Origin of the sequence: Flavobacterium sp. CLA17 (genome assembly GCF_013112255.2) — a bacterium.
In the GTDB taxonomy this organism is placed as follows: domain Bacteria; phylum Bacteroidota; class Bacteroidia; order Flavobacteriales; family Flavobacteriaceae; genus Flavobacterium; species Flavobacterium circumlabens.
This window is the reverse complement of the sequence record NZ_CP068294.1, coordinates 2,428,877-2,452,060: the sequence shown is the minus strand read 5'-3', so window position 1 is coordinate 2,452,060 and position 23,184 is coordinate 2,428,877. Positions and strand designations below refer to the sequence as shown.

At 40.7% G+C, this 23,184-nt stretch carries 25 protein-coding genes; 20 read left to right on the top strand and 5 right to left on the bottom strand.

The window, feature by feature from the left end:
* Positions 1-21 precede the first annotated feature (21 nt).
* The 8 genes from HAV12_RS10160 (at position 22) to HAV12_RS10125 (ending at position 7,631) form a co-directional block, all read left to right on the top strand.
* Positions 22-921, top strand: coding sequence for a FecR family protein (locus HAV12_RS10160; RefSeq protein ID WP_171569540.1), 900 nt, complete (start codon positions 22-24; stop codon positions 919-921).
* A 105-nt stretch (positions 922-1,026) separates the two neighbouring features.
* Entirely contained in the window at positions 1,027-3,456 is a 2,430-nt protein-coding gene (locus HAV12_RS10155) for a TonB-dependent receptor (protein ID WP_240345260.1), read from the top strand.
* 338 nt (positions 3,457-3,794) lie between these two features.
* Positions 3,795-4,700 (top strand): hypothetical protein, encoded by a 906-nt coding sequence (locus tag HAV12_RS10150; RefSeq protein WP_171569538.1) that lies wholly within the window; start codon positions 3,795-3,797, stop codon positions 4,698-4,700.
* Positions 4,701-4,755: 55 nt separating this feature from the next.
* On the top strand, positions 4,756-5,160 hold the full coding sequence (locus tag HAV12_RS10145; RefSeq protein ID WP_171569537.1) for a hypothetical protein: 405 nt from the start codon (positions 4,756-4,758) through the stop codon (positions 5,158-5,160).
* Positions 5,161-5,168: 8 nt separating this feature from the next.
* Positions 5,169-6,011, top strand: coding sequence for a DUF5777 family beta-barrel protein (locus HAV12_RS10140; protein WP_171569536.1), 843 nt, complete (start codon positions 5,169-5,171; stop codon positions 6,009-6,011).
* A 212-nt stretch (positions 6,012-6,223) separates the two neighbouring features.
* Positions 6,224-6,604: a cytochrome c gene (locus tag HAV12_RS10135; protein WP_171569535.1), complete on the top strand. Its 381-nt coding sequence runs from the start codon at positions 6,224-6,226 to the stop codon at positions 6,602-6,604.
* A 4-nt stretch (positions 6,605-6,608) separates the two neighbouring features.
* Positions 6,609-7,163, top strand: coding sequence for a YceI family protein (locus HAV12_RS10130; protein ID WP_171569534.1), 555 nt, complete (start codon positions 6,609-6,611; stop codon positions 7,161-7,163).
* A 66-nt stretch (positions 7,164-7,229) separates the two neighbouring features.
* Positions 7,230-7,631: a hypothetical protein gene (locus HAV12_RS10125; RefSeq protein ID WP_171569533.1), complete on the top strand. Its 402-nt coding sequence runs from the start codon at positions 7,230-7,232 to the stop codon at positions 7,629-7,631.
* A 39-nt stretch (positions 7,632-7,670) separates the two neighbouring features.
* Here the strand turns inward: HAV12_RS10125 and HAV12_RS10120 are convergent, their stop codons facing one another.
* The gene (locus tag HAV12_RS10120) at positions 7,671-8,795 is read right to left on the bottom strand and encodes a PepSY domain-containing protein (RefSeq protein ID WP_171569532.1); all 1,125 of its coding nucleotides are present in this window, start codon (positions 8,793-8,795) and stop codon (positions 7,671-7,673) included.
* A 58-nt stretch (positions 8,796-8,853) separates the two neighbouring features.
* Positions 8,854-11,241, bottom strand: a complete 2,388-nt coding sequence (locus HAV12_RS10115; RefSeq protein ID WP_171569531.1) for a TonB-dependent siderophore receptor — start codon at positions 11,239-11,241, stop codon at positions 8,854-8,856.
* Positions 11,242-11,611: 370 nt separating this feature from the next.
* Between HAV12_RS10115 and HAV12_RS10110 the strand changes: the two genes are divergently transcribed.
* The 8 genes from HAV12_RS10110 to HAV12_RS10075 all read left to right on the top strand — a co-directional run bounded on the left by HAV12_RS10110 (position 11,612) and on the right by HAV12_RS10075 (position 17,326).
* Positions 11,612-12,736, top strand: coding sequence for an NAD(P)/FAD-dependent oxidoreductase (locus HAV12_RS10110; protein ID WP_171569530.1), 1,125 nt, complete (start codon positions 11,612-11,614; stop codon positions 12,734-12,736).
* Positions 12,737-13,450 (top strand): methyltransferase domain-containing protein, encoded by a 714-nt coding sequence (locus HAV12_RS10105; RefSeq protein ID WP_171569529.1) that lies wholly within the window; start codon positions 12,737-12,739, stop codon positions 13,448-13,450.
* Positions 13,447-14,499 (top strand): type III polyketide synthase, encoded by a 1,053-nt coding sequence (locus HAV12_RS10100; protein ID WP_171569528.1) that lies wholly within the window; start codon positions 13,447-13,449, stop codon positions 14,497-14,499. The genes HAV12_RS10105 and HAV12_RS10100 overlap by 4 nt, the downstream gene beginning before the upstream one ends.
* Before the next feature lie 20 nt (positions 14,500-14,519).
* Positions 14,520-14,957 carry a 3-hydroxyacyl-ACP dehydratase FabZ family protein gene (locus HAV12_RS10095; RefSeq protein ID WP_171569527.1) on the top strand — a complete coding sequence of 146 codons (438 nt, stop codon included), beginning with the start codon at positions 14,520-14,522 and terminating at the stop codon, positions 14,955-14,957.
* A complete protein-coding gene (locus HAV12_RS10090) occupies positions 14,954-16,228 on the top strand; it encodes a beta-ketoacyl synthase (RefSeq protein WP_171569526.1) in 1,275 nt (424 codons plus the stop codon). The genes HAV12_RS10095 and HAV12_RS10090 overlap by 4 nt, the downstream gene beginning before the upstream one ends.
* Before the next feature lie 4 nt (positions 16,229-16,232).
* A complete protein-coding gene (locus HAV12_RS10085) occupies positions 16,233-16,487 on the top strand; it encodes an acyl carrier protein (RefSeq protein WP_171569525.1) in 255 nt (84 codons plus the stop codon).
* Complete coding sequence (locus tag HAV12_RS10080) at positions 16,484-16,987, top strand: 4'-phosphopantetheinyl transferase superfamily protein (RefSeq protein ID WP_171569524.1); 504 nt, start codon at positions 16,484-16,486, stop codon at positions 16,985-16,987. The genes HAV12_RS10085 and HAV12_RS10080 overlap by 4 nt, the downstream gene beginning before the upstream one ends.
* A gap of 138 nt (positions 16,988-17,125) precedes the next feature.
* The gene (locus HAV12_RS10075) at positions 17,126-17,326 is read left to right on the top strand and encodes a hypothetical protein (RefSeq protein ID WP_171569523.1); all 201 of its coding nucleotides are present in this window, start codon (positions 17,126-17,128) and stop codon (positions 17,324-17,326) included.
* Positions 17,327-17,505: 179 nt separating this feature from the next.
* Here the strand turns inward: HAV12_RS10075 and HAV12_RS10070 are convergent, their stop codons facing one another.
* From HAV12_RS10070 to HAV12_RS10060, 3 genes are all read right to left on the bottom strand, one after another.
* Positions 17,506-18,360: a hypothetical protein gene (locus HAV12_RS10070; protein ID WP_171569522.1), complete on the bottom strand. Its 855-nt coding sequence runs from the start codon at positions 18,358-18,360 to the stop codon at positions 17,506-17,508.
* Positions 18,361-18,423: 63 nt separating this feature from the next.
* Positions 18,424-19,470, bottom strand: coding sequence for an alpha/beta fold hydrolase (locus tag HAV12_RS10065; RefSeq protein ID WP_171569521.1), 1,047 nt, complete (start codon positions 19,468-19,470; stop codon positions 18,424-18,426).
* Between the two features lie 365 nt (positions 19,471-19,835).
* Positions 19,836-20,375: a YceI family protein gene (locus tag HAV12_RS10060; protein ID WP_171569520.1), complete on the bottom strand. Its 540-nt coding sequence runs from the start codon at positions 20,373-20,375 to the stop codon at positions 19,836-19,838.
* Between the two features lie 120 nt (positions 20,376-20,495).
* Between HAV12_RS10060 and HAV12_RS10055 the strand changes: the two genes are divergently transcribed.
* The 4 genes from HAV12_RS10055 (at position 20,496) to HAV12_RS10040 (ending at position 23,179) form a co-directional block, all read left to right on the top strand.
* The gene (locus HAV12_RS10055; RefSeq protein ID WP_132037450.1) at positions 20,496-20,837 is read left to right on the top strand and encodes a helix-turn-helix domain-containing protein; all 342 of its coding nucleotides are present in this window, start codon (positions 20,496-20,498) and stop codon (positions 20,835-20,837) included.
* A 295-nt stretch (positions 20,838-21,132) separates the two neighbouring features.
* Positions 21,133-21,357 (top strand): hypothetical protein, encoded by a 225-nt coding sequence (locus HAV12_RS10050; RefSeq protein ID WP_171569519.1) that lies wholly within the window; start codon positions 21,133-21,135, stop codon positions 21,355-21,357.
* Between the two features lie 210 nt (positions 21,358-21,567).
* Positions 21,568-21,711, top strand: a complete 144-nt coding sequence (locus HAV12_RS10045; protein ID WP_171569518.1) for a hypothetical protein — start codon at positions 21,568-21,570, stop codon at positions 21,709-21,711.
* Positions 21,712-21,769: 58 nt separating this feature from the next.
* On the top strand, positions 21,770-23,179 hold the full coding sequence (locus tag HAV12_RS10040) for an MFS transporter (RefSeq protein WP_171569517.1): 1,410 nt from the start codon (positions 21,770-21,772) through the stop codon (positions 23,177-23,179).
* Positions 23,180-23,184 lie beyond the last annotated feature (5 nt).

Here is a 23,184-nt window from a genome sequence, read left to right as displayed (position 1 = left end):
TTAATGATATAATACAGTACAATGAAAAAGAATCGCTTATTGGCCCAATGGCTGAACAATGATTTAACACCTGAGGAACTGGCGGAATTTGAAGCCAGTCCCGATTTTGAAAAATATAAAAAGATAAAACACTATACCGATCATCTGGAAGTAGCGGACTGGGATGAAAATGCGATGTTGTCGAATATCCTGAAACAGCCTAAAGTGACTCCGAAAGTAGTTCCTTTATATCAAAAATGGGCGTTTCGCGCAGTGGCTATTTTTGTGCTGGCGCTTGGCATTACCTTTGCGCTGAAAATGCTGGTACAGCAGACGGAGACGGCCGGTTTTGGCGAAAAAACTATTTTTTCGTTACCGGATCATTCTGAAGTAGTCCTGAATTCGGGTTCTGAAATACAGTATAAAAAATGGAACTGGGATAACAACAGGCATCTGGAACTTAAAGGAGAAGCCTATTTTAAAGTAGCGAAAGGCCGACGCTTTGAGGTGCAGACCAATCTGGGAAAAGTAACGGTTTTGGGAACACAGTTTAACGTGAAAGCCCGTAAAAACAGCTTTGATATTGTGTGTTACGAAGGACGTGTCAAGGTCAATTACGGCAATACGCAAATTCTATTGACGCATGGACAGGGAGTACGTTTTGAAAATGGAAAACAGCTCAAAAGAAACATACAAACCTCACAGCCGGAATGGATGGACAACGAGATTAGTTTTTATCAGGAAAACATCAAAAGCCTGTTAGACGAAGTCGAAAGGCAATATAACATTACTATCGAATTAAACACCAAAGATACAACGGCCTTGTTTACAGGGAAATTACCCGCCCATGACCTGGAGGTAGCCTTGCAGATTATTAGTACCACCTATCATTTAGAGGCCCGGAAAGTCTCCAACCATAAAATAATTTTTGACGAAAAATAAATGTTGCTCCCCAAACAATTTCATTTTTTGTTTCTCTTCTTTTTCCTTGTCCTGCCCCTATCTGCGCAGGACAAGGGAAAAGTCATGCCGTTTAAAAAAATCCTCGTGGCTATTGAAAAACAGCATCAGGTTAGTTTTAACTATACCGAGGATATTATTACGGGACTGCAATGCAATCCGCCCAAAAGATCGCTTTCGTTAGCGCAGAAACTGCAGTTCCTGTCCCAAAAAACACAGTTGTCTTTTGAGAATATTGGCAACCGGTTTATTAATATTTACAAAAAAGAAAATTCAGCTCCCCTGATCTGCGGCTATGTTTTTGGGGCTACGGATCATAAACCGATTGAAAACGCCAATATCAGCTTACCGAATAGTACACAGATTGCCACGGATTTTAACGGGTATTTTGAATTTGAACAAAAAAGCGCTGCTACTTTTCTAATCAGTCATGTCGGGTTTATCACCCAGAGAATCACGGCGGATCATTTGGACGCTGCTAATTGTCTCCAAATCGTACTGGAACCTGAAATTACGCAGCTCGAAGAAATCAAAGCGAGTGCGGTGCTGGCTTCGGGAATTTCCAAAAATACCGATGGCGCCTTTGAAATTAAACCCAAGAAGTTCGGAATCCTGCCGGGACTTATTGAACCCGATGCTTTGCAGACCATGCAGCAAATCCCGGGCGTGAACAGTCTGGACGAAAGTGTTTCGAGCATCAACGTGCGCGGCGGTACACACGATCAGAATTTGTTCTTATGGAACGGGATCCGCATGTTCCAGACCGGGCATTTTTTTGGTCTGATCTCGGTTTTTAATCCCAATCTGGCACATACGATTTCTATTTATAAAAACGGAAGTTCGGCTTTTTACGGGGAAAGTGTTTCGAGTGTCGTGGCGATTTCTTCAACGCCCGAAACCGCGGAAAAAAATTCCTTTAGTGCCGGAATCAATATGATCAATGCCGATGTGTACGGGAAGTACAATCTTTCGAAAAAGAGCTTTATTGAAATATCCGCCCGTAAATCGATTACTGATTTTGTCGAAACCCCTACATACAAGGAATATTTTAATAAAGTATTTCAAAACACGACCATTACTGATTTTGCCCAAAACCAGAATGTCGATTACCAAAGTGATAAAAAATTCGGTTTCTATGATGCTACCTTAAAATATGCCCAAAAAATAGGTACTAAAGACCAGATTGTACTGGATTTAATTACGATTAAAGACAATCTGGAAGTTTTTCAGAGTGCGACACTTTACGACATCAACCGATCGGAAAACAATGTGTTACGCCAGCAAAACTATGGCGGGAATTTATCCTGGAAAAGAAACTGGAATGCCTTTAATACCACTAAAATTAATATCTACAACTCTGCGTATGAACTTTTGGGCAACCAGAAAACGACCAATGCTAATCAGGTCGTGCTTCAGGAAAACACAGTAAACAATAATGGACTTACTATGGAGAACAACCATACGCTTACGGCTAAATGGAGTTTTAACAACGGGTATCAGTTTAACGAAATGGGGATTACCAATTTAGAGCAGGTCACCAATCCTGATTTCTATCGCAGGGTCAAAGACGTACTGCGAACCCATGCCTTAATTCTGGAGGGAAAATACAACGACACGCTTTCGAGAATCTATCTGAAGGCCGGAGTCCGTATGAATTATATTGAAAAATTTAAAAAATACAATATTGAACCGCGACTGCAACTGGGTTATGGCATTAGTAAAAGTGTCAATGTAGAATTGCTGGGGGAACTGAAAAGTCAAAACTCCCAACAGATTATTGATTTGCAGAAAGATTATTTCGGCATTGAAAAAAGGCGCTGGATCATCTCCAATAACGCCACCATCCCTATTCAGAGAAGCAAACAGCTCTCTTTAAATGTATTCTACAAAGAGAACGACTGGCTGCTGGGTATGGAAAATTTTTATAAAAAAGTAAACGGCATCACCACTTCGAGCCAGGGTTTTCAGAACCAGCTGGAGTTTGTGCGAACCACAGGCGATTATGAAGTATTGGGAACGGAAATCCTGATTCAGAAAAAAATAAACCATTTTCTGACCTGGCTCAGTTATACCTACAATAAAAACAATTATCATTTTCCCGCTTATGAATACCCTACTTTTCCGAACAATTTTGAGTTAACACATACGTTATCCTGGGCTGCCATTTACGAGAAAAACAATTTCAAGATTGCTTTGGGCACCAAATGGTCTTCGGGCAGGCCCAAAACCTCTACTGATGTTTCGCAAATTGACCTTTCAGATCCGGTACTGATCTACAACAAACCGAATAATACCAACCTGCACATCTTTTCGCAGGTAAATATCTCTTCTACGTACAAGTGGGAAACCGACAATGGAATTCAGTACAAAGTAGGCCTCTCGATCCTGAATATCCTGAACCGCAAAAACGAAATCAGCGAATATTACCGCATCAGTTCCCTAACCAATTCTATCGAAGAAGTGGAAACCTTCGCCCTGCAAAGAACTCCAAATGTGAGTTTTAGGGTTTCTCTATAAGCTTGTATTTCAATCTTTTGTAAAGCTTTACTTTCCTTTTTTTACTTTTTTTTAATAAAATATCAATTCTTTGGTAGGGTAACCTGCGTCAAGGCTGTTTTATTGTTGTTGGTTGTTTGTTATTAGTTGTTAGTTCGATGTGAAAAGTTCTTAGTCCTTAGTTCTTAGTCCATAGTGCTGAAAAGTGAGAATATAGAGTAGAGAGCAAAGAATAAAGAGAATAGAATAGAGAACTCAGACTAATCCCGATAGCTATCTGGACAGACTAAAAACCAACAACTAAAAACCAACAACTAAGAACTAACAACCGTTAAAAAATCAATTAAAATTTAAAACCCATGAAATCAAAACAAATTACATTCGCATTCGTTGCTCTTATCGCAACAGCTTTTTTTGTAAGCTGCAGCAGTGACAGTGATACTCCCACCACTACGCCGCCTGTGGTCGAAGCCAAAAAAGAAATTAGTCTTTCTACCAGTGCTACTTTAGGTGCTTATCTTTCGGATAAGGACGGAAGGTCTTTGTATTTTTTTGCCACGGATGCGAACGGAAAACCTTCCTGTACCGGAGGATGTGAAGCAGTATGGCCTGCTTTTAATGTGGATAACCTAACTGCCGACAAATTAGGTGCCGGACTTACCTTAGCTGATTTTGGAACGGTTACTACTGCTTCTGCCAAAAAACAATTGACGTATAAAGGCTGGCCGTTGTATTACTATGCACCACTTTCTTCGGGTGACGGGTATGGCGGTGCCGGAACGAATGTACCGGAAGCGGCCGGAAAAACAACCGGTGACGGAGTTGGCGGGGTTTGGTTTATTGCCAAACCGGATTATTCCGTCCTGTTGGTCAGAAGCCAGCTGGTGGGACATGATGGTAAAAACTACAAATCTGATTACACGGTTGGAGATGGTGTAACGACCTACTTTACCGATGCGAAAGGGATCACACTGTATACTTATAAAAATGATAATTTCAAGAAAAACAATTTTACAAAGTCCGATTTCTCCAACAATGCGGTTTGGCCTATCTATGAGACCGACAAAATTGTAGTGCCTTCTACTCTGGACAAAACCAAATTTTCTGTAATTACCGTATTTGGTAAATCGCAACTGGTGTACAACGGCTGGCCTTTGTATTATTTTGGACAGGATGCCAGCGTAAGAGGCGCCAATAAAGGGATCAGTTTCCCTGCTCCGGGCGTTTGGCCGGTACCGGTAAAAGATTCGCCGCTCGCGATCTAAGCACCAGAATTTCCAATAAACACATAGCACTGCTACCTGAACTTAAAACAAAAACATGAAAAGAAAAAGAACAGCCTTTGTACTTGCGGCTTTACTGATCGTGGCTGCTGCGGGTATTTATTTTTATTACGGGTTTCTCTTTAAGGGAGCACGTGATATTGCCTCAGAAAAGGCGGATTTCAATATCACCGCAACAAAATTACTGGAAGCGTATAATGAAGATCCCAAAAAAGCAGATGCCCTGTATCTCAATAAAACTATTGAAATCACCGGTGCAGTAACCAAAGAAACCGATTCGGTAATCACACTCGAAAATACTGTTTTTTGTCTGTTTACCCAGAAAATAAAAGAGAAACATCTCGATCATAAGGTAAGCGTTAAAGGCAAATGTATTGGATATGACGAGCTGTTTCAGGAAGTTAAATTAGACCAGTGTACCCTTAATCAACCCCACAATTAAAACGTATTATGAAGAAATTTTTAATCCCAATCTGCCTTTTTCTGGCCACTATGGCCTATTCGCAGGATGATCTGCTGAAGGACCTGGATTCTACTCAGGTAGAAGACAGCTATTCGACCGCTACTTTTAAAGCCTTACAGCTGGTTACTTTACAGACCACTAAAATGGCTGCCAAAAAAGAATTCTATTTTGTAGTCTCGCACCGTTTCGGTACTGTGAAAGACGGTTTTGACAGTTTTTTCGGCCTTGATAACGCTACTACCAAACTGGGTGGTATTTACGGCGTTACCGATTGGTTGTCCGTAAGCCTTTCGAGACATACTCTGAACAAAATGTACGAGACCGGAGTGAAATACCGAATGGCCAGACAGGATGCCAGTTTCCCGGTAGATATTGTCGGGTACAGTGTGGCGGATATCAATACTTTTTTAGAAGAGGATCAGTATCCGGGCTTGGAATTCAAACATCGTATGACGTATGTGCAGCAGCTGCTGGTATCGCGAAAAGTGAGTGAAAAACTATCGTTAGAGTTAGTACCCTCCTTTATTCATAGAAACCTGTACAATCCGGCCATCGAAAACGACAATCAGTTTTCTTTTGGAGGAGGCGGCCGTTATAAAATCACCAAAAGATTATCGGTGAATTTAGAGTACATGCACAACTTTGACACGCCTGACTTTTACAAAAATCCATTGTCCGTAGGCCTGGATGTCGAAACCGGAGGACATGTCTTTCAACTGATCTTTACCAATTCACAATCGATGAGTGAGAGCGGGTACCTGACGAATGCTACCGGTGACTGGGGTAAAGGGGATTTCTTCTTTGGATTTAACTTGTACAGGGTGTTTTAAGAGAAGAATTTGAGAATGTGATAATTTGATAATTTGATAATGTGATAATGTGAGAATGTGAGAATGAGAGATTTACAAACGCCTAACACATAACACATAACACATAACTCATAATTCATAACACATAACCCATAACTCACAACCCACAACCCATAACCCATAACCCATAACACATAACTCATAACTTATAACCTAAATAAAAAACAACAACTATGAAAAAACTAATAGCCCTTACCCTACTTATGGCTGCTTTTGCAAGCTGTAGTGATTCTGATACGTATCAGGATATTGAAACGCCACCAACGACCGGAACTCCAAATCCGGATCCTGTGGCTGCCAGCAGTTATACTAAAAATGCGAAATCAATTATTGATGCCAATTGTATCGGCTGTCACCAAAGCGGAAGGTCTGCGGCTTTCAGGCCTCTGACTACTTATGCGGAGGTTAAAGCAGCGGTTGAAAACGGTGGTTTATTAAACCGAATTCAGTTGCAGACCGGACAACAGGGCATCATGCCTCAGGCAGGAAGAATGTCTCAGGCCAATATTGATGTGATTGTAAAATGGAATACGGACGGACTTAAAGAAAACTAGGGTCATGAAAAAATCAATTATTCATTTCTTCGTATTCGTGTTGCTTATTACGGTAAGTACAGACACATGGGCGCAAAAGCTGATCACCAAAACGGGGAATATCAAATTTCAGGCTTCTACACCTTCCAATGAAGAAGTGGCTGCCGAAAACAAAAGTGTCTCTGCGGTTTTAGAGCAATCTACCGGGGATTTCGCGGCTTTGGTCCTGATCAAAGGTTTTCGGTTTAAGGTGGCTTTAATGGAGGAACATTTTAATGAAAATTATATGGAATCTGAAAAGTTTTCGAAAGCCACTTTAAAAGGTAAAATGGAAGATTTTGATCTTTCGAAAGTAACCAGTACGGCTAAAAATTTTACTTTAAAGGGAGACCTTACCCTTCACGGCGTAACCAAACCGATAACGGTAACGGTAAAAGTTTCGAAAGCAGCCAACGGCGTTATCGCTATGGGTTCTTTTGAGGTGAAACCGGAAGATTATGGTATTGAAATACCCAACCTGGTACGAAAAAAAATTGCGGATAAAATAAAGGTTAATTACAATTTTTTACTGGTTAAATAAATAGTGCCCTGAGGTCAGTTGATACCGGCTGACCTCTTTTTTTTACGAATCCTAAACTAAAATGAAATGATCTGCAAAAATTATGTTGTTTCGGGAGAAGATGTCAATGACTTTATGGTTATGGAAACCAGTGCGTACCTTTCCTATACGCTTCGCCTCCTGTATCGTTTTTTATTTGCCAACGGATTTTCAAAAGAGCGGCTCCATGCCTTGCAGCTGGGTCTGCAGGAAAGAAAAGATATATTGGTTTCGTATCAGGACCTGATGTTTACCGAACCTTTTTTTGTGGAAATGAAACAGTGTTGTATCGGCGATAAAATCACGGTTGAAAGTTACTTTTTCAACTCCAGAAACGAATGCTGTGCGGCAGTGACCAAAGAAATCGAATGGTTCGACCCTGTTCGCAGCAAAGTAATCGCAGCACCCAAACATATCCTGCGCCATTTTAATGCGATTAACAGAGCGTAAGCCTGAACTACACGTTACCAGATAAAAAGTTCTTTTAAATTATTCTGAAAGAACAGCAGTCCTGCCCTTTCCTTTTTTTCCTTTTGCTTTTTTTCCTTTTTTCCACCAGATGATAAATCCGGTTACCGGAAGTGAGGCGCCAATCAGGCTGACGAGACTCCACAGTATTTTTCCGGCCAGTCCGAAGAAAGTGCCTGTATGGAGGTCATGATTGCTCGCTTCGTATACATCTGCGGCATTGTTGTCTTTGTACAATTTGGTCCGTAACAGCTGCCCTGTTTTTCCATCAAAAAAGAGAACATTCTGATTTCTGGCACTTGCCCAGGTATTGGGATAAATCATTCTTACCCTAAGCTCTCCGGTTTTTCGAACCGAAAAACTTATGGACGCTGCCCCCGGATATTGGGCGTTTACCGTTTCATAGATTGCATTGTACCGAACGGGAATGGTGGTGGAATCTATTTTGGCGGTGTTTACAGCTGCTGTTCCTTTATTTAAAGGCGCTCCGGTAACGAAACTCACGGCTTTTTTGGCGGTTTCGAACTTAAAATAAAGTCCGGAAAAAGCGATCAGCAGCAGCACGAAAGCCGCATAAAATCCTAAAACCTGGTGCAGGTCATAGTTGACTCTTTTAAACGAACCGCCCCATTTTATTTGGAGCGACTGTTTCAGCTGACGCATTTGATTCGGAAACCATAAGATCAATCCGGTGATAAGCATGATCATAAAAATCACCACAGACCAGCCCTGAATAAATTCCCCAACGTCTCCTAATAAAAGGGTACGGTGTATTTCTAAAACGGTATTGAGCCAGTCTGCCCCTTTTTCGTTGACGAGGCTTCCGTCGTAAGGATTAAAATAGTAGATCTTTTTCTTTTTGGTGGAAAGCTGAACCGTTGCGTTAGCTTCTTCCTTGTTGACTTTTAAAGCCGTTATTTTCTGTTTGGGCTCGAGGTGCCGGTAGTTTGCTATTATAGCAGCTAGCCCTATAAAAGGTTTTTGCTGAACGGGTACGTGCAGGTATTCCTGTTGTGTCGCCTCCCGGATCTCTTCTTCAAAAACATATAAAAACCCGGTTATACTAACGATAAAAACAATAAGGCCCGATGCTAAACCGAGCCATAAATGTATTTGTCGTACTGCTTTTTTAAATCCTTTTGTCATACTGTATCGTAAAGTCCAAATATAGAGAATCTGCTTTTAAAATGATTCAACGGAGTGCTTAGAATTTTATGGTAATATTACCCGTTACTCTTGTCGGATTTTGCGCCGCTAAACGGTACGACCAGTATTTTTCGTTGGTCAGGTTATCGACTTTTAACCCCAATCTGTATTTTGGCCTGTCGTAGAAAACGGAAGCATCCAGAACGGTATACGAAGGAATACTAAACTTAAAGTTTGTGGTGTTGGTCTGGTAATATTCACTTCCATAAATTCCTCCGAAACCGACTCCCAATCCCGAAAGTGATCCTTCCGCCAGACGGTAACTGGCCCAAAGATTGGCGGTTCTTGGCGAACCTGCCGTGGTTGGGCGTAATCCGTTGATCGTCGCATTGGCTTTGGTATATTTACTGTCATTATAGGTATACCCTGCCACGATATTTAAACCGCGTATCGGGTTGGCAATCAGTTCGGCCTCCAGTCCTTTACTGAGCTGCGTACCGTCCTGAAGCTGAAAGTTCGCGTTATCCGGATCATCACGGGTGATGTTCGTGACCTGGATATCATAATAACTTAAAGTCGCGCTGATTTTATTAAAGTCAAACTTCACCCCTCCTTCTACCTGATTCGCCTGATTGGGTTTGAACGTATTTCCGTTAAAATCGGATCCGCCCACATTATTGAATCCGTTCATGTAATTGGCAAATACGGATACCTTTTCTTTTACAAGCTGATACACGGCCCCGAATCTTGGCGAAAATGCCGTCTGATTGTAACTTCCTACCAGAGAATCACGGCTTGGGTAATAGACGCCTTTATTGATATAACGGTCTACCCTTACTCCCGCCATTACAATTAATTTATCCGTAACATTCAATACGTCGGACACATACGCACTGTAGGTTCTCTCGTTATTGGATACATAATTACTGAATTTAACATTCTCCGGTAAAAACAAAGGGTCTATTTTAACGGCAGTGAAATTATTGTACGCATCCCCCGGTTTTCTATAGTCGAGCGGTTTCATGTTTACGGTCGCATCATTACGGGTGGCGCGAAGGCTGTAGAAATCAAATCCTGCCACAACGCGGTTACGTAGTTTTCCTATTTTGAAATCACCGTTGAAGTTTTGCTGAATGTCGGTTCCGTAATACGGATTATCCTGTTTGGTAACCGCCTGTCTCAGGGTTGTATTACTCAAAGCGGTTAAAGCGACCGTATAGCCTTCTGCTGAAGACCGGGTACGTGATACAATGGTCTGCGACGTCCATGCGTCTGATATTTTATACTTTAACTGGGCAAATATATTGTACTGCTGTCCGGTATAATTTACAGTATTGTTGGCGAAAGAAAGTTTGTACGGAATTCCCATTTCGGTGATACTTTTGGCTGTCGCATCTTTTCCGGTATAAGGTGCCAGTCGGGTTGGCGAAGTTCCTTTTGAGGTGCTGAATTCTGCATCAATCAATAAAGTCAGTCTTTCGTTTACGGCATACGAGAAACTTGGTGCTATAAAAAAGCTTTTATTAAATCCGGCATCCTGAAAACTTCTCTCACTATGCAAAGCGGTATTGATTCTGAAAAGTGCCGTTTTGTCTTCGTTAAGCGGGGTATTAATATCAGCGGTAAAACGGTTTAGATCCCAATCCGCCGCTGAATAGGAAACCTCACCTTTAAAGAAATCAAAAGGTTTTTTGGTTACCCTGTTAAACAAACCTCCAAAAGAAGAAATGGTACTTCCAAACAACGTAGCCGATGGCCCTTTAATGACCTCAATACGCTCCAGATTCGCCGGATCTATTGCATTGTACGTAAAACTTCCTACCCCGTTTCTGACCAGTTGCGGCGTGGCAAAACCTCTCGAAATATTGGTGGTTCTTCCCTGATTTCGAACTTCGGCAATACCGGCTCCAGGAACGTTTTTAAACGCACTGTTGTAATCGGTTATGACCTGCTCTTTCATCAGTTCCTTGCTTACGATGGTGTATACCTGAGGGTTTTCCATGTTTTTGAGTTTCATCTTAGAAACTTCTTCGCTTTCTTTTCTGGCAAATCGGTTTCCTCCCGAACTTACAATAACTTCCTCTAATTTCTGTGAGGTATAAAGAAGCTCAAAATCCAATTGGACAGCCGTATTGTTTTGATCGATTACTACGGAAGCGGGAGATGAATCATAGCCGTTCATAACTACTTCGACTATATAAGTCCCAAACGGAATATTTTTCAATTCATAAGAACCGTCCGCATCCGTGATGGCTGTTTTATTCAGCTCATCAATTTTGACTTTCGAACCTTGTACAGAATTTCCGTCTTTTACATTTACCTTCCCTGAGATTGTTCCGGTATTGGATTGCGAAAAAGCGGTAAAAGACCCAAAAAGAAGGAGTAGAATGGACAGTACTATTTTAGCTAAAACAATATTTATAAGCGTATTACTATTTATTTTCATGTGAACTATAATCGTTATTTTTATTTAGAATCATTACAAATATAAAATAAAGTTAATTTCTGCAAAATAAAAACGGCAAAATCACGCACAAAAAAATACCGTTTTAAAGTAGCATGAAGAGACAGGGATATCTTGAATCCCTTTTGAACGGCAGTACGAAATTGTATAACATTTAAGGGGAATACTATAAGCCTTTTTACCGATGAAAATCTAAATTTAAACTTGCCTGAGATTATAAAAGAAGCCTGGTGGATTCAAGAAACTGATCCTACACCTGAAATCTAAAAAATACCGCTTTTTTTATACCTTTTGGCTTGAAAAAAAGGTACAATCTGTATTCTGTTACTAGATTTATATCTAACTTGCTTATATGAAAACAAACACGGATGTACTGATCATTGGCGGCGGACTGGCAGGTCTGGCAAGTGCAATTCATTTGTCCGGACAGGGAATGCAGGTAACACTGGTTGAAAAATCCGGCTATCCCCGACATAAGGTTTGCGGCGAATATATTTCTAATGAAATTCTACCGTATTTAGTATGGCTTGGTGCAGCCGTTTCTGAATTGCATCCTACCGCTATTTCCAAATTTGAGTTTACGACAACAAACGGCAGAAGTGCAAAAGCTCAGCTTCCGTTGGGCGGTTTTGGCGTGAGCCGCTATGCGCTGGATCATTTTCTCTATGAAAAAGCCATAGCCAATGGCTGCCAGATCCTGCAGGAAACGGTTACCGATATTGCTTTCGATCAGGACGTATTCAGTGTCAGCACACCCCATCAGACGTTAACCTCTAAAATTGTACTGGGCGCTTATGGCAAACGCTCGAATATCGACCAGGTTTTAGCACGGGATTTTATTCATAAAAAGTCGTCGTGGCTGGCTGTTAAAGCCCATTATTCGGGTGATTTCCCTGATGACCTGGTGGCTTTGCACAACTTTAACGGCGGTTATTGCGGCGTTTCCAAAGTAGAAAACAATAAAATCAATATTTGTTATCTGGCCGATTATGCGACTTTCAAACGATATAAAAATATAGAAGAGTACCAAAATCAGGTCCTGTATCAAAACAAAAACCTTAAAACAGTTTTTGAAAACAGCACGCTTCTTTTTGAAAAACCAATTACCATCAGTCAGATATCGTTTGACCCCAAACAACCGGTAGAAAAACATGTCCTCATGATTGGCGATACAGCCGGTTTGATCCATCCGTTATGCGGCAACGGGATGGCCATGGCTTTACACAGTGCTAAAATAGCAGCCGAATTGGTACTGGATTTTCAAAACGGAAGGATTTCACGTGACCTTTTAGAAAAAACCTATACCCAAAGATGGAAAACGCATTTTGGCAGACGGATGCTGATGGGACGCCTGCTCGCCAAAATATTAAGCCGGAAAAAACTGGCTCCTATTCTTATTTCGATCGTTGCCTCCTTACCCGGCCTGCTTCCGCTTATTATTAAACAAACACACGGTAAACCCATAGTAATCGATTAAATGACGATAAATACCCAATACAGAACACAGGAAACCGAGATCATGGATGATTTTTCGCTTACGGGCGAGGAATTACGATCTGCGCTTGATCAGATTGCCCGTATCAACCGGTTGTTAGGCGGTAACCAACTGACGCTGCAGGCTACCAGACAATTGTTGAACCAACCTATTGGTACTGAACCGATCGTTATAGCCGATATAGGCTGCGGTAACGGTGATATGCTGCGAATGCTGGCGGATTACGGCGCTTCCCGTCATCTTAATTTTAAACTGATAGGCATTGATGCCAATGCATTTACGATCAGTTATGCCGAATCATTATCGAGCCGGTTTTCGAATATTGAATATGTCTGTATTGATATTTTTAGTGAGGAATTCAAATCGCTGCAATACGATATTGTGCTGTGTACGCTGACCCTGCACCATTTTACAAATGAGCAGATCCTGTATATAATGCCTATCTTTAATACCAATGCGACAATTGGTACTGTAATAAATGATTTGCATCGCAGTGCACTGGCATATCGCCTTTTTGAAGTGATTGGCTTTGTTTTCCGGCTGAATAAAATGTCGCGGGAAGATGGCCAGGTCTCCATATTAAGAGGTTTTAAAAAAAACGAACTGGAAGAATTTTCTAAAAAACTGAATTTAAAAAACTATACCATAAACTGGAAATGGGCTTTCCGCTACCAATGGATAATCGCTAAAAGATGAGTGTAAAAATAACAACAGTTGCCAAGCAGCTACCCCAGTATTCCCGTACCACAGCAGAGATTCTTCCTTTTCTGGATGAATGGCTCGCCGGACAGGACGAGCGTTTTATCAAAAAAGTAAAAAAGATATTTGAAGCGGCCGCTGTAGACAAACGCTATTCTGTCATGGATCCCGTCGAGGTTTTTACAGCTACTTCCTTTGAAGACAAAAACGATATTTACAGCCGTGAAGTGATTATTTTGGGCGAACAGGTGCTCGAAAAAGCACTTCGCAAAGCCAACTGGGAGCCCGAAACACTGGATTATATTATTACGGTGAGCTGCACCGGAATTATGATCCCTTCGCTGGATGCTTACCTGATCAACAAAATGAAACTAAGGCAGGACATTGTGCGCCTGCCCGTTACCGAAATGGGCTGTGCCGCAGGAATATCGGGTATTATCTATGCCAAAAACTTCCTGAAGGCCAATCCCGGAAAACGCGCTGCCGTTATAGCGGTTGAATCGCCAACGGCCACTTTTCAGCTCGATGATTTTTCGATGCCCAATATTGTTAGTGCGGCTATTTTTGGCGATGGCGCCGCCTGCTGTCTGTTATCCTCTTATGAAGAGGATGCTGGTCCTGAGATTATCGATGAGGAGATGTATCATTTTTATGATGCCGAACATATGATGGGTTTTAAAGTAACCAACAACGGACTGCAGATGGTACTGGATATTGAAGTTCCGGATACGATTGCGTCCCACTTCAGCGACATTATCCATCCGTTTTTACAGAAAAACAATTTAGAAATCAAGGATCTCGACCATATGATCTTTCATCCCGGCGGAAAAAAAATTGTGACCACGGTGGAGGCTTTGTTCTCGGGATTAGGAAAAAATATTGATGCTACCAAAGAAGTACTGAAACAATACGGCAATATGTCGAGCGCAACGGTGCTGTATGTTCTCGAAAGTATTATGGAGGATCAGCCAAAAGCCGGAGAAAAAGGACTGATGCTCAGTTTTGGTCCGGGATTTTCGGCACAACGTGTTTTATTACAATGGTAAGTACTGTTTAAAAAAGAACCATGAAATTACAAAATATTATAGCGCAGCTGCCGTACACCCCTCCTTTTTTGTTTGTGGATGAACTGCTTCACGTCGATGAAAACGGCATTACCGGAACCTATACTTTTCAGGACGATCTTGATTTTTATAAAGGGCATTTTAAGGATAATCCGGTCACCCCGGGGGTGATCCTAACGGAAACGATGGCACAGATCGGGATGGTTTGCCTGGGTATTTATTTACTGGGAAATGAATTGAAAAAAGATACCGTAGTCGCTTTTACCTCGGCGGATATGCAATTTTTAAAACCGGTATATCCCAATGAAAAAGTAACGGTGACTTCAAAGAAACTATTTTTCCGGTTTGGGAAACTGAAGTGTGAAGCGATTATGAAAAACGAAGCCGGACAAGAAGTCTGCAAAGGCACCATTGCCGGCATGATTACTACAAAACTATGAAAAAGCGCGTTGTGATAACAGGTCTTGGAGTCGTCGCTCCAAACGGAATTGGCATTGCGGCGTTTACACATGCCCTGAAAAACGGAATTTCAGGTATACGTCATGATGCGCAATTACAGAAGCTGCAGTTTTCCTGCCAGATTGCCGGACAGCCCCAGATTTCGGAGGAACTTAAAGCGCAGTATTTTACAGAACTGGAACTCCGCGGTTTTAACAGCACCGGTATTTTGTACGGGGTTATTGCGGGTATGGAAGCCTGGAAAAATGCCGGTTTACCGATAGAAAAAAACGAAGAACCCGATTGGGACAGCGGGACTATTTTTGGATCCGGTACCTCGGGAATTGATAAATTTCGCGAAAGCATTTATAAAATAGACGATTTGCAGACCCGCAGGCTGGGCAGTACGGTTGTCGCCCAAACCATGAACAGTGGCGTAAGCGCTTATCTGGGCGGCAAACTCGGATTGGGGAATCAGGTCACGACCAATTCTTCTGCCTGTTCTACCGGTACGGAAGCGATTATACTGGCGTACGACCGCATCCAATCCGGACAGGCAAAACGGGTGCTGGCGGGCAGTACCGGAGACAGCGGACCTTATATCTGGGCCGGATTTGATGCTTTGCGCGTCTGCAGTTCGAAATATAATGATAACCCTGAAGACGGTTCGCGTCCTATGAGTGCCTCAGCGGCAGGTTTTGTCCCGGGCAGCGGTGCCGGAGCCTTAGTTGTGGAGGAACTGGATAGTGCTTTGGAACGCGGTGCTACCATTTATGCCGAAATACTGGGGGGCAATATCAACTCCGGCGGACAGCGCGGCAACGGCAGTATGACAGCACCCAACAGTACGGCCGTACAAAAATGTATTACCAACGCTCTGCACAATGCCGGAATATCGGCGAATGAGGTGGATGCCATCAACGGTCATCTTACCGCCACCACAAAAGACAGTCTGGAAATTGAGAACTGGACAAAAGCCCTGGGACGAAAGGGTACTGATTTTCCGTACATCAATTCCTTAAAAAGCCTGACGGGGCATTGCCTGAGCGCAGCAGGAAGTATTGAAAGCGTTGCCACGGTGCTGCAGCTTCATGAAGGTTTTATCTTCGGCAATACCAATTGTGCCGATCTTCATCCTGAAATTACTTCTCTTATTGATGCCTCGAAAATTCCATTGCAAACTTTAGAAAAAAGCGCTGCTATCATTGCCAAAGCAAGTTTTGGTTTTGGCGATGTAAATGCCTGCCTCCTCTTTAAAAAATTTCAAAAATAATACTATGAACAAACAAGAACTTATACTGAAACTAAAAGCGATCATCAAGCCCTACACGACCAATACGGAAGCTTTTGACAACCTTACGGAAGAGACTGATTTTATCAACGATCTGAGTATCAACTCTGCTAATCTGGTCGATATTGTGCTGGATATCGAACAAACTTTTGATGTGGTCATTGACAATATCGATATGGAACGCATGCTGGATGTAAAAACCGCCGTAGCAATTATTGAAACCAAACTGGCCGCAAAATGATCGGTAATGATGTGATTGATCTCATACAAACCCGCCAGGAAAGCAACTGGCAGCGTAAAGGTTTTTTAGAGAAACTATTTACCGATGAAGAACAGTCACTTATCGCTCGGAATCTAAATCCGGAAAGGATGGTGTGGGTATTTTGGAGCATGAAAGAGGCCGCCTATAAAATTTATAACCGACAAACCCGAATCAGGGCATACATCCCTTTAAAGCTGGTCTGCAGTTTAGATTCGGAAAGTAGTGACTGCATTTCCGGAAAAGTGAGCTGCTGCGGAAATCTGTATTATACCCAAACGATTCTTACTCCAGATTGCCTTCATACCATAGCCGTTACTACTCCCGATCAGTGGGGTAGTGTAACGGAAATTGAAAAAAAGAACATTGAGAAAGACGAATATGGTATTCCGTTTTTATTCTCTCCCCTATCTCCAAATGGACAGGCTGTTTCTATTAGCCATCATGGCCGTTTTGAAAAAGTAGTTTGCCTTTCCGCTTAAACGCAACAGCAATTCTACATGAGGTTCGGGTTTACGTAAGCTTCCTGACAGTGGTATTTTATAACTTTAATAAAGGATTATATAACCCTGCTGTCCTGGCATTTAAGTAATTTTAGTACAACTTTAAAATGTACTATTATGAAAACAAATAATCAAAATCCGGATACTAATAAGAACAACACTGAGAATCGAAATGACAGAAATGACATGAGAAAACATCAGTATAAAGATCATGATGAAGTGCTGACCAACGATGAAAATTATGATGTGGACACGCACAAATTTAAAGGGGAAGCACCTGATTTCGATGATCAGCTCGACAATGAAGAAAAAAAATAAAAATAAAAACCCCTTCCCCTTAAAAATAGAGGGAAGGGGTTTTACTGTATGTGGAGTGCTATTGCAAGCTGTGCAAGTGCCCTGACTCTTAGTCTTTGTAACTGTTCCTGATTAAAATCAAAAATTTCACAAAGTACCGCGATTGACCCAACTGTTTTGATTCACCACCAATAAAAAGTTTATTTTATTTGAAAGTGCTCTTTTAATTTTGAAATTGCTGTACTGCCTGTTTCATCATGGGTTCCGTCAGGTACACTGAATACCGTCACTTTTTTCGATACTAAAAAGTCTGTTTCGGCGGTAGTTAATTTTCCCACTTTTTCATCTTTAGTGCCGTAATAGTAGATTATTTTATCAAGTCCGTTGACATTCTCCCATAATTTTGTAAATCTTTTGTAGCCCAGAGCACCTGCCAGTCTTCCTAAATTTCGGTCTTTAGCTGTTTTATTTTCTACAAATTTATAAGTGAATTTTCCATCTGCCCCATACACATATTCTCCATCGTAACCCTGGCTGAATTTTTCCCAAAATTCATTCTCCATGTCTAATCTTCCGGCAACAATTAATGCTTTGCTGATGTTTGAAGTACCATATCTGGCAATATAATCCTCTGCTACAAAAGCACCGTAAGAAACGCCTACTAAACAAACGGTTTTTCCTTTACTTTTATAATAACTGACCACTTTGTCTACATTCTCTGCGTTGGCAGTCGCACGTGTTTTGGCATCAGCAAATGATATATCCAGATTAAACAAAGCAGGATTTAAGGTCTGAATCTGCTGAACATCTACCCATAGCGCATTTTTCGCATTCGCAAAATCAATGGTCTCCGCGGTATCCATCAACTCATACAAAGGCCCTCCCTGCATATTAACCACCACAATATTGCTGTTCTGATCTCCTGTACTCCTTGATATTCCCTGTATTTCTGATAATGGGTGTTCTTTTTCTCTATCGTTGTTATCATCCTTATTACAACTTACAACGAAAAGAGAAATACTGATCATCATCAGTTTTAAAATGTTCTTTTTCATAAATTCTGATTTTACTACTATACTTTTATTGGTACCGGTTTATATTTGATTAAGTGTAAACTGTTATAATTTGTGTTTGCTCATAAAATCAAGTATTGACTTTGCAAACAAATCAGGTTCATGAAACATCATATAATGTCCGGAGGCATTAAAATCAACATTGGTCACGTCTTTTGATCCTATATTTTTCAGGAACTCTTTCTGATACGTTCTGGATACGGCAAAATCATATTTTCCCCAAAGCACCAGACACGGCATTTTTACGTCTGCCAAAAATGGATTATTGTCTCTTTTGATTATTTCTTTAAACAAATAGGAATTACTTGAATGTCCACGGCTACTCATTTTAAAATCGGCATTGTCTACCTTTATTACAACTTCAGGGATTTCGGCTGTAACGAGATAAGCGATGCTATTGATCTTTTCCGGTTGTTCTTTCACCACTTTCTTTATTTCTTTCCAGACCTCAGTATTTTTTCCGGCTGCTATGCGCGAATCAACCTCTGCGTTAACATCATCTGTTGTAGTTTTAAGCAGGGAGGTTCCATTGTGAGCACCGGCAGCATCAATCCACGCTGCTATTTTATTTCTGCGTTTCTCGTCCTTTAGATAAGAAGAGGAAAGCATGCCTCCCCAACTGTGTGCAAACAATACGATCTTTTTGCCCGGATAGGTTTTTACGAGCTCTTCTATTACTTTATCCGCATCATCCACATACTGATCTATTGTATAATATTTAGAAATATCCGGCCCTGTAGATTGTCCTGAAGCGCGCTGCTGCCAATAGGCAACCAAATAATTCGCCTCTATTTTCTTAAAGGCCAGCCCGTCCTTGTAGGCTCTGAAATCAAGAACATCTGATCCCGGCCCTCCGTGCATCACTAAAATAATAGCGTTAGCATTTTTATTCCCATTGACCCAGACCGGCATGCTTTCCTCTGCATTCTTTACCACAAATGTGGCATTTGGAGTAAATTCCGAAACTTTAACCTCATTCTTCTCTACAGGATCATCTTTTTTACAGGAAGTTATTCCGGTTAATAAAGCGCACAGCACCAGTGAGCAAAAAAATGGCCTAAACCTAAATTGATTTTTTAAAACTGTTTTCATGGTAATAAACTTTTAATAGTTACTTTTTAAATGATTAAAATAAAAACTCCCAACTCTGAAATAGTAGGAAATTTTATACTTATTCGGTAAAAGTAATTTTATGCATCCTCCAAAACAGGTAACTTTAAATAACTGACCCGATCTCTGTAATAAGTGGTTGTTCTTTTTACATACTAAAACAACTGAACTTTTAATTAAGCTTAAAAAATATTAGAAAGAGGAATAAACTTTTATAAGCTTTACCCTTTTTAAGAACAAAAAAATGCCCCCAAACAGTGTGTCACTTTTTGGGGGCAGTTCTCTCTGCCTTCGCGCTTTTTTTGTTTGGCTTGTATTTCAATACACTTGCAAAAACTGTGGCTTATTTATTCTGCTGCCTGACCCACCTGAATATTGGCAATAAGTTTAATGTCTTCACTTAATCCCAAACCGCCTGAATCCGTAATTTTATTCCAGGTCATTCCAAATTCTTTTCGGTTTACGATTCCGGTTACCTCAAATCCATGTTTTAGATTGCCCTGCCCATCTTTTTCAGAACCGCCATATGCTACATTTAGTTCAATAGGTTTCGTTACGCCTTTCAAAGTCAGATTACCCGTCATTTTGTAAGTCCTGTCCCCACTGTTTACAAAAGACGTCGATTCAAAATTGATTTGCGGATAGGCCGGGGCATCAAAAAAATCACCGTTTTGTAAATGCTCATCCCGTTGCGGCTGATTGGTATCAATACTTTTTACATCCAGTACGATAGCCACTTTTGCATTGGTAAAATCACTTCCTTCCGTAATGATATTCCCTTCAAATTTTTTGAATGAACCGGTTACGGTAGAAATAACCAAATGCCTGATTTTAAAAAAAACCTCAGAGTGCAATGGGTCTATTGCCCATCTTGTTGAATTTGACATATTTATTTTTTTTAACTGTTATTACAAGAACAAAATTATCTAAATTCGCTATACAAAATATAGTAGTTACCTTTGAGTAAGTAGTTACCTTCAGGTGAGTATGCTTTAAAACAGATCGTTATGAGTCAAAAAGATGAAGTTTGCCAACATCGGTTACTGGTTGCCAGGGATACTTTAGAAGTTATTCAGGGGAAATGGCGTTTACCCATTATTATTTCCTTAACGCACGGCAACAAACGCTTTGGGGAAATCCAGAGAGATATTTCAGATATTTCACCAAAAATGCTGTCGCAGGAACTCAAAGCTTTAGAAACCAATAAAATCATTGCCCGTACGCTCTACGACAGTATGCCGGTAACGGTGGAATATTCGCTAACGCCTTTAGGCTTGACGATGAAAAAATTGCTGGACGAGATTCTAAACTGGGGGGTTCTTTTTAGAAAAGAAATTTTAGAAAAATAGGTTGTTAGCTGCAATTCAGACTAAGCAGTAGCCTAATTTCACTTGAATCAGCGTATTCAGATACCAAAAACAGTTCTTAATAAAAAACGCTCCTTAAAAGTAGTGTTTCGGGTTGGCAGTATTTTGTATATAACAGAATAGAAGCTATTTTATAAAGTACAGTGATAAGCAGCTGATAATTAAACAACTATTCCCGAAAATTATATAACAATTTGATTAACTGTAATTCTACTTTAGCCAAACTTTAGACCTTGCACTAACTTATCAATTAATCTCTTTACTAAAAATTGAAATCATGAACACTGCAAACCCAACAAAATCAGGAAGCTATACGGAATTACAAAAAGGGGAACACCTTTATTGTACCTACAGAACGATCAAAGAACAATTATTAAATTGGGGTGAAGATCCTAAATATCCCGAAAACGAACTTTCCAATGATTTTAACAAACATTTGAATCAGGAAGATGATCTCGATAATGTTGATTCTTATGGAGATTTCGAACAAAAAGAATCCTGAACAGGATATAATTGATACATAATAAGGAGAGCATTTTTAATACTCTTTTGTAAAAACCGTCAGTGAGAACTGATGGTTTTTCTATTGATCCCGCTTTCCTCCTTTATAATTCACAACTAACTGTTAATATTATAAGTACTGACCATCAATGTTATAATGCAGGCGCTATCTTAGTGGCTCTATTTGTAATCTAACTGTAAAAATGTAATTATGACTTCTTCCCATCACAAAAATAATGTTTCCAGTGCCCGAACTTCAGATAAAAAACCGGAAGCAAAGTCGACTTCTTCCAGACACAATGAAAAAGCCTCTGTTGAAGTAAAAAAATCAATATTGATGAAAAATAAGTTTTAAAACTATAAAATCTTATTTAATTTTATAGGCGTTACTAAACGTTACTTCTAAAAATGATATGAGTACAACCGCTCCGGAACAAAACAGTGCGACTACCAAAAAAATACTACCGATTATCCTCGCTACTTCCATTTTTATGCAAATGCTTGATTCTACCATTCTCAATACGTCGATAACCTCGATTGCAAGAGATTTAAGGGAGTCTCCTCTGGAAATGCAGAATGCCATTATTAGTTATGTGTTGACACTGGCCCTTTTTATGCCTGTCAGCGGTTTTTTGTCGGATAAATTCGGGACTAAAAAAGTATTTATTTTTGCTTTGTTTTTATTTAGCCTGGGTTCCTTGTTTTGTTCGCTTTCCCAAAATCTTACCCATTTGGTTTTTGCCCGTGTGGTGCAGGGAATCGGCGGAAGTTTAATGACGCCCGTTGGAAAGCTGGCACTGATCCGGACATTTCCTAAAAAAGAGCTCCTGAAAGCCATGAATTTTGCCATTATTCCTGCCTTGATTGGCCCGGTATTGGGTCCTTTGGTCGGAGGTTATATGGTGGACTATTTATCCTGGCACTGGATTTTTCTCATCAATATCCCCTTTGGAATTATAGGTATTCTCATGAGCCTGAAATACATGCCTGATTACAAATCGCCCCTAATTGATTTCGATTTAAAGGGTTTCCTGATTTTTGCCGCAGCCTCACTCCTTTTGTCCGTGGCCCTGGAATTATTCGGCAACACTGTTCGGGTATCGCCCGTTTTAGTACTTTTTATGTCAGGCTTTTTAATGCTGTACTGGTACTATCGCCATGCGGTGACGGACAATAATCCTCTTTTTCCTTTGAATTTATTTCAGGTGCGAACCTTTCGCGTGGGCATCATTGGAAATCTGGCCACCCGATTGGGGTTTAGTTCCATTCCGTTACTGCTCCCCATGATGATTCAGATTGCTTACGGAAAGTCGGCAGTTACCTCTGGGTGGATTGTTGCTCCGATGGCACTAACGGCCATGTTTGGGAAATCGGCTGTAATCGGCATCTTAAACACTTTTGGGTATCGAAAAACTTTAATGGTAAACACCTTTATTATTGGTGCGCTGATTTGTGCTCTGGCCATTCCGTCCATACATACCTCGATTTATTGGTATGTTCCGATCATCGCGGTATTGGGTTTCTTTAACTCTATACAGTTTACGTCCATGAATTCCATTTCTATTGCTGATTTACGTGTATACCACACCAGCAGCGGCAACTCCCTGGTTTCGGTAAATCAGCAGCTGGCTATTGGTTTTGGTATCGCTTTCGGACTGTTGGTTCTTAAAATTTTTCAGGGCGATGTAAAACTAATTCATCATGAAATTCACAATGCATTTCGTTATACCTTTTTAGTGGTTGGTTTTTTAACCATTTTATCCGGCTTCGTTTTCAGAAGACTGCACTTTAAAGATGGTGACAATCTGAAATCTTCGGTTTAAAAATG

Coding starts and splice junctions, on each gene's coding strand:
- HAV12_RS10085 (WP_171569525.1), top strand. CDS start 16,233: ATGAACAAACAAGAACTTATACTGAAACTAAAAGCGATCATCAAGCCC.
- HAV12_RS10130 (WP_171569534.1), top strand. CDS start 6,609: ATGAAAAAATCAATTATTCATTTCTTCGTATTCGTGTTGCTTATTACG.
- HAV12_RS10125 (WP_171569533.1), top strand. CDS start 7,230: ATGATCTGCAAAAATTATGTTGTTTCGGGAGAAGATGTCAATGACTTT.
- HAV12_RS10150 (WP_171569538.1), top strand. CDS start 3,795: ATGAAATCAAAACAAATTACATTCGCATTCGTTGCTCTTATCGCAACA.
- HAV12_RS10050 (WP_171569519.1), top strand. CDS start 21,133: ATGAACACTGCAAACCCAACAAAATCAGGAAGCTATACGGAATTACAA.
- HAV12_RS10120 (WP_171569532.1), bottom strand. CDS start 8,795: ATGACAAAAGGATTTAAAAAAGCAGTACGACAAATACATTTATGGCTC.
- HAV12_RS10100 (WP_171569528.1), top strand. CDS start 13,447: ATGAGTGTAAAAATAACAACAGTTGCCAAGCAGCTACCCCAGTATTCC.
- HAV12_RS10045 (WP_171569518.1), top strand. CDS start 21,568: ATGACTTCTTCCCATCACAAAAATAATGTTTCCAGTGCCCGAACTTCA.
- HAV12_RS10090 (WP_171569526.1), top strand. CDS start 14,954: ATGAAAAAGCGCGTTGTGATAACAGGTCTTGGAGTCGTCGCTCCAAAC.
- HAV12_RS10110 (WP_171569530.1), top strand. CDS start 11,612: ATGAAAACAAACACGGATGTACTGATCATTGGCGGCGGACTGGCAGGT.
- HAV12_RS10065 (WP_171569521.1), bottom strand. CDS start 19,470: ATGAAAACAGTTTTAAAAAATCAATTTAGGTTTAGGCCATTTTTTTGC.
- HAV12_RS10040 (WP_171569517.1), top strand. CDS start 21,770: ATGAGTACAACCGCTCCGGAACAAAACAGTGCGACTACCAAAAAAATA.
- HAV12_RS10095 (WP_171569527.1), top strand. CDS start 14,520: ATGAAATTACAAAATATTATAGCGCAGCTGCCGTACACCCCTCCTTTT.
- HAV12_RS10115 (WP_171569531.1), bottom strand. CDS start 11,241: ATGAAAATAAATAGTAATACGCTTATAAATATTGTTTTAGCTAAAATA.
- HAV12_RS10070 (WP_171569522.1), bottom strand. CDS start 18,360: ATGAAAAAGAACATTTTAAAACTGATGATGATCAGTATTTCTCTTTTC.
- HAV12_RS10160 (WP_171569540.1), top strand. CDS start 22: ATGAAAAAGAATCGCTTATTGGCCCAATGGCTGAACAATGATTTAACA.
- HAV12_RS10055 (WP_132037450.1), top strand. CDS start 20,496: ATGAGTCAAAAAGATGAAGTTTGCCAACATCGGTTACTGGTTGCCAGG.
- HAV12_RS10080 (WP_171569524.1), top strand. CDS start 16,484: ATGATCGGTAATGATGTGATTGATCTCATACAAACCCGCCAGGAAAGC.
- HAV12_RS10075 (WP_171569523.1), top strand. CDS start 17,126: ATGAAAACAAATAATCAAAATCCGGATACTAATAAGAACAACACTGAG.
- HAV12_RS10135 (WP_171569535.1), top strand. CDS start 6,224: ATGAAAAAACTAATAGCCCTTACCCTACTTATGGCTGCTTTTGCAAGC.
- HAV12_RS10060 (WP_171569520.1), bottom strand. CDS start 20,375: ATGTCAAATTCAACAAGATGGGCAATAGACCCATTGCACTCTGAGGTT.
- HAV12_RS10145 (WP_171569537.1), top strand. CDS start 4,756: ATGAAAAGAAAAAGAACAGCCTTTGTACTTGCGGCTTTACTGATCGTG.
- HAV12_RS10140 (WP_171569536.1), top strand. CDS start 5,169: ATGAAGAAATTTTTAATCCCAATCTGCCTTTTTCTGGCCACTATGGCC.
- HAV12_RS10105 (WP_171569529.1), top strand. CDS start 12,737: ATGACGATAAATACCCAATACAGAACACAGGAAACCGAGATCATGGAT.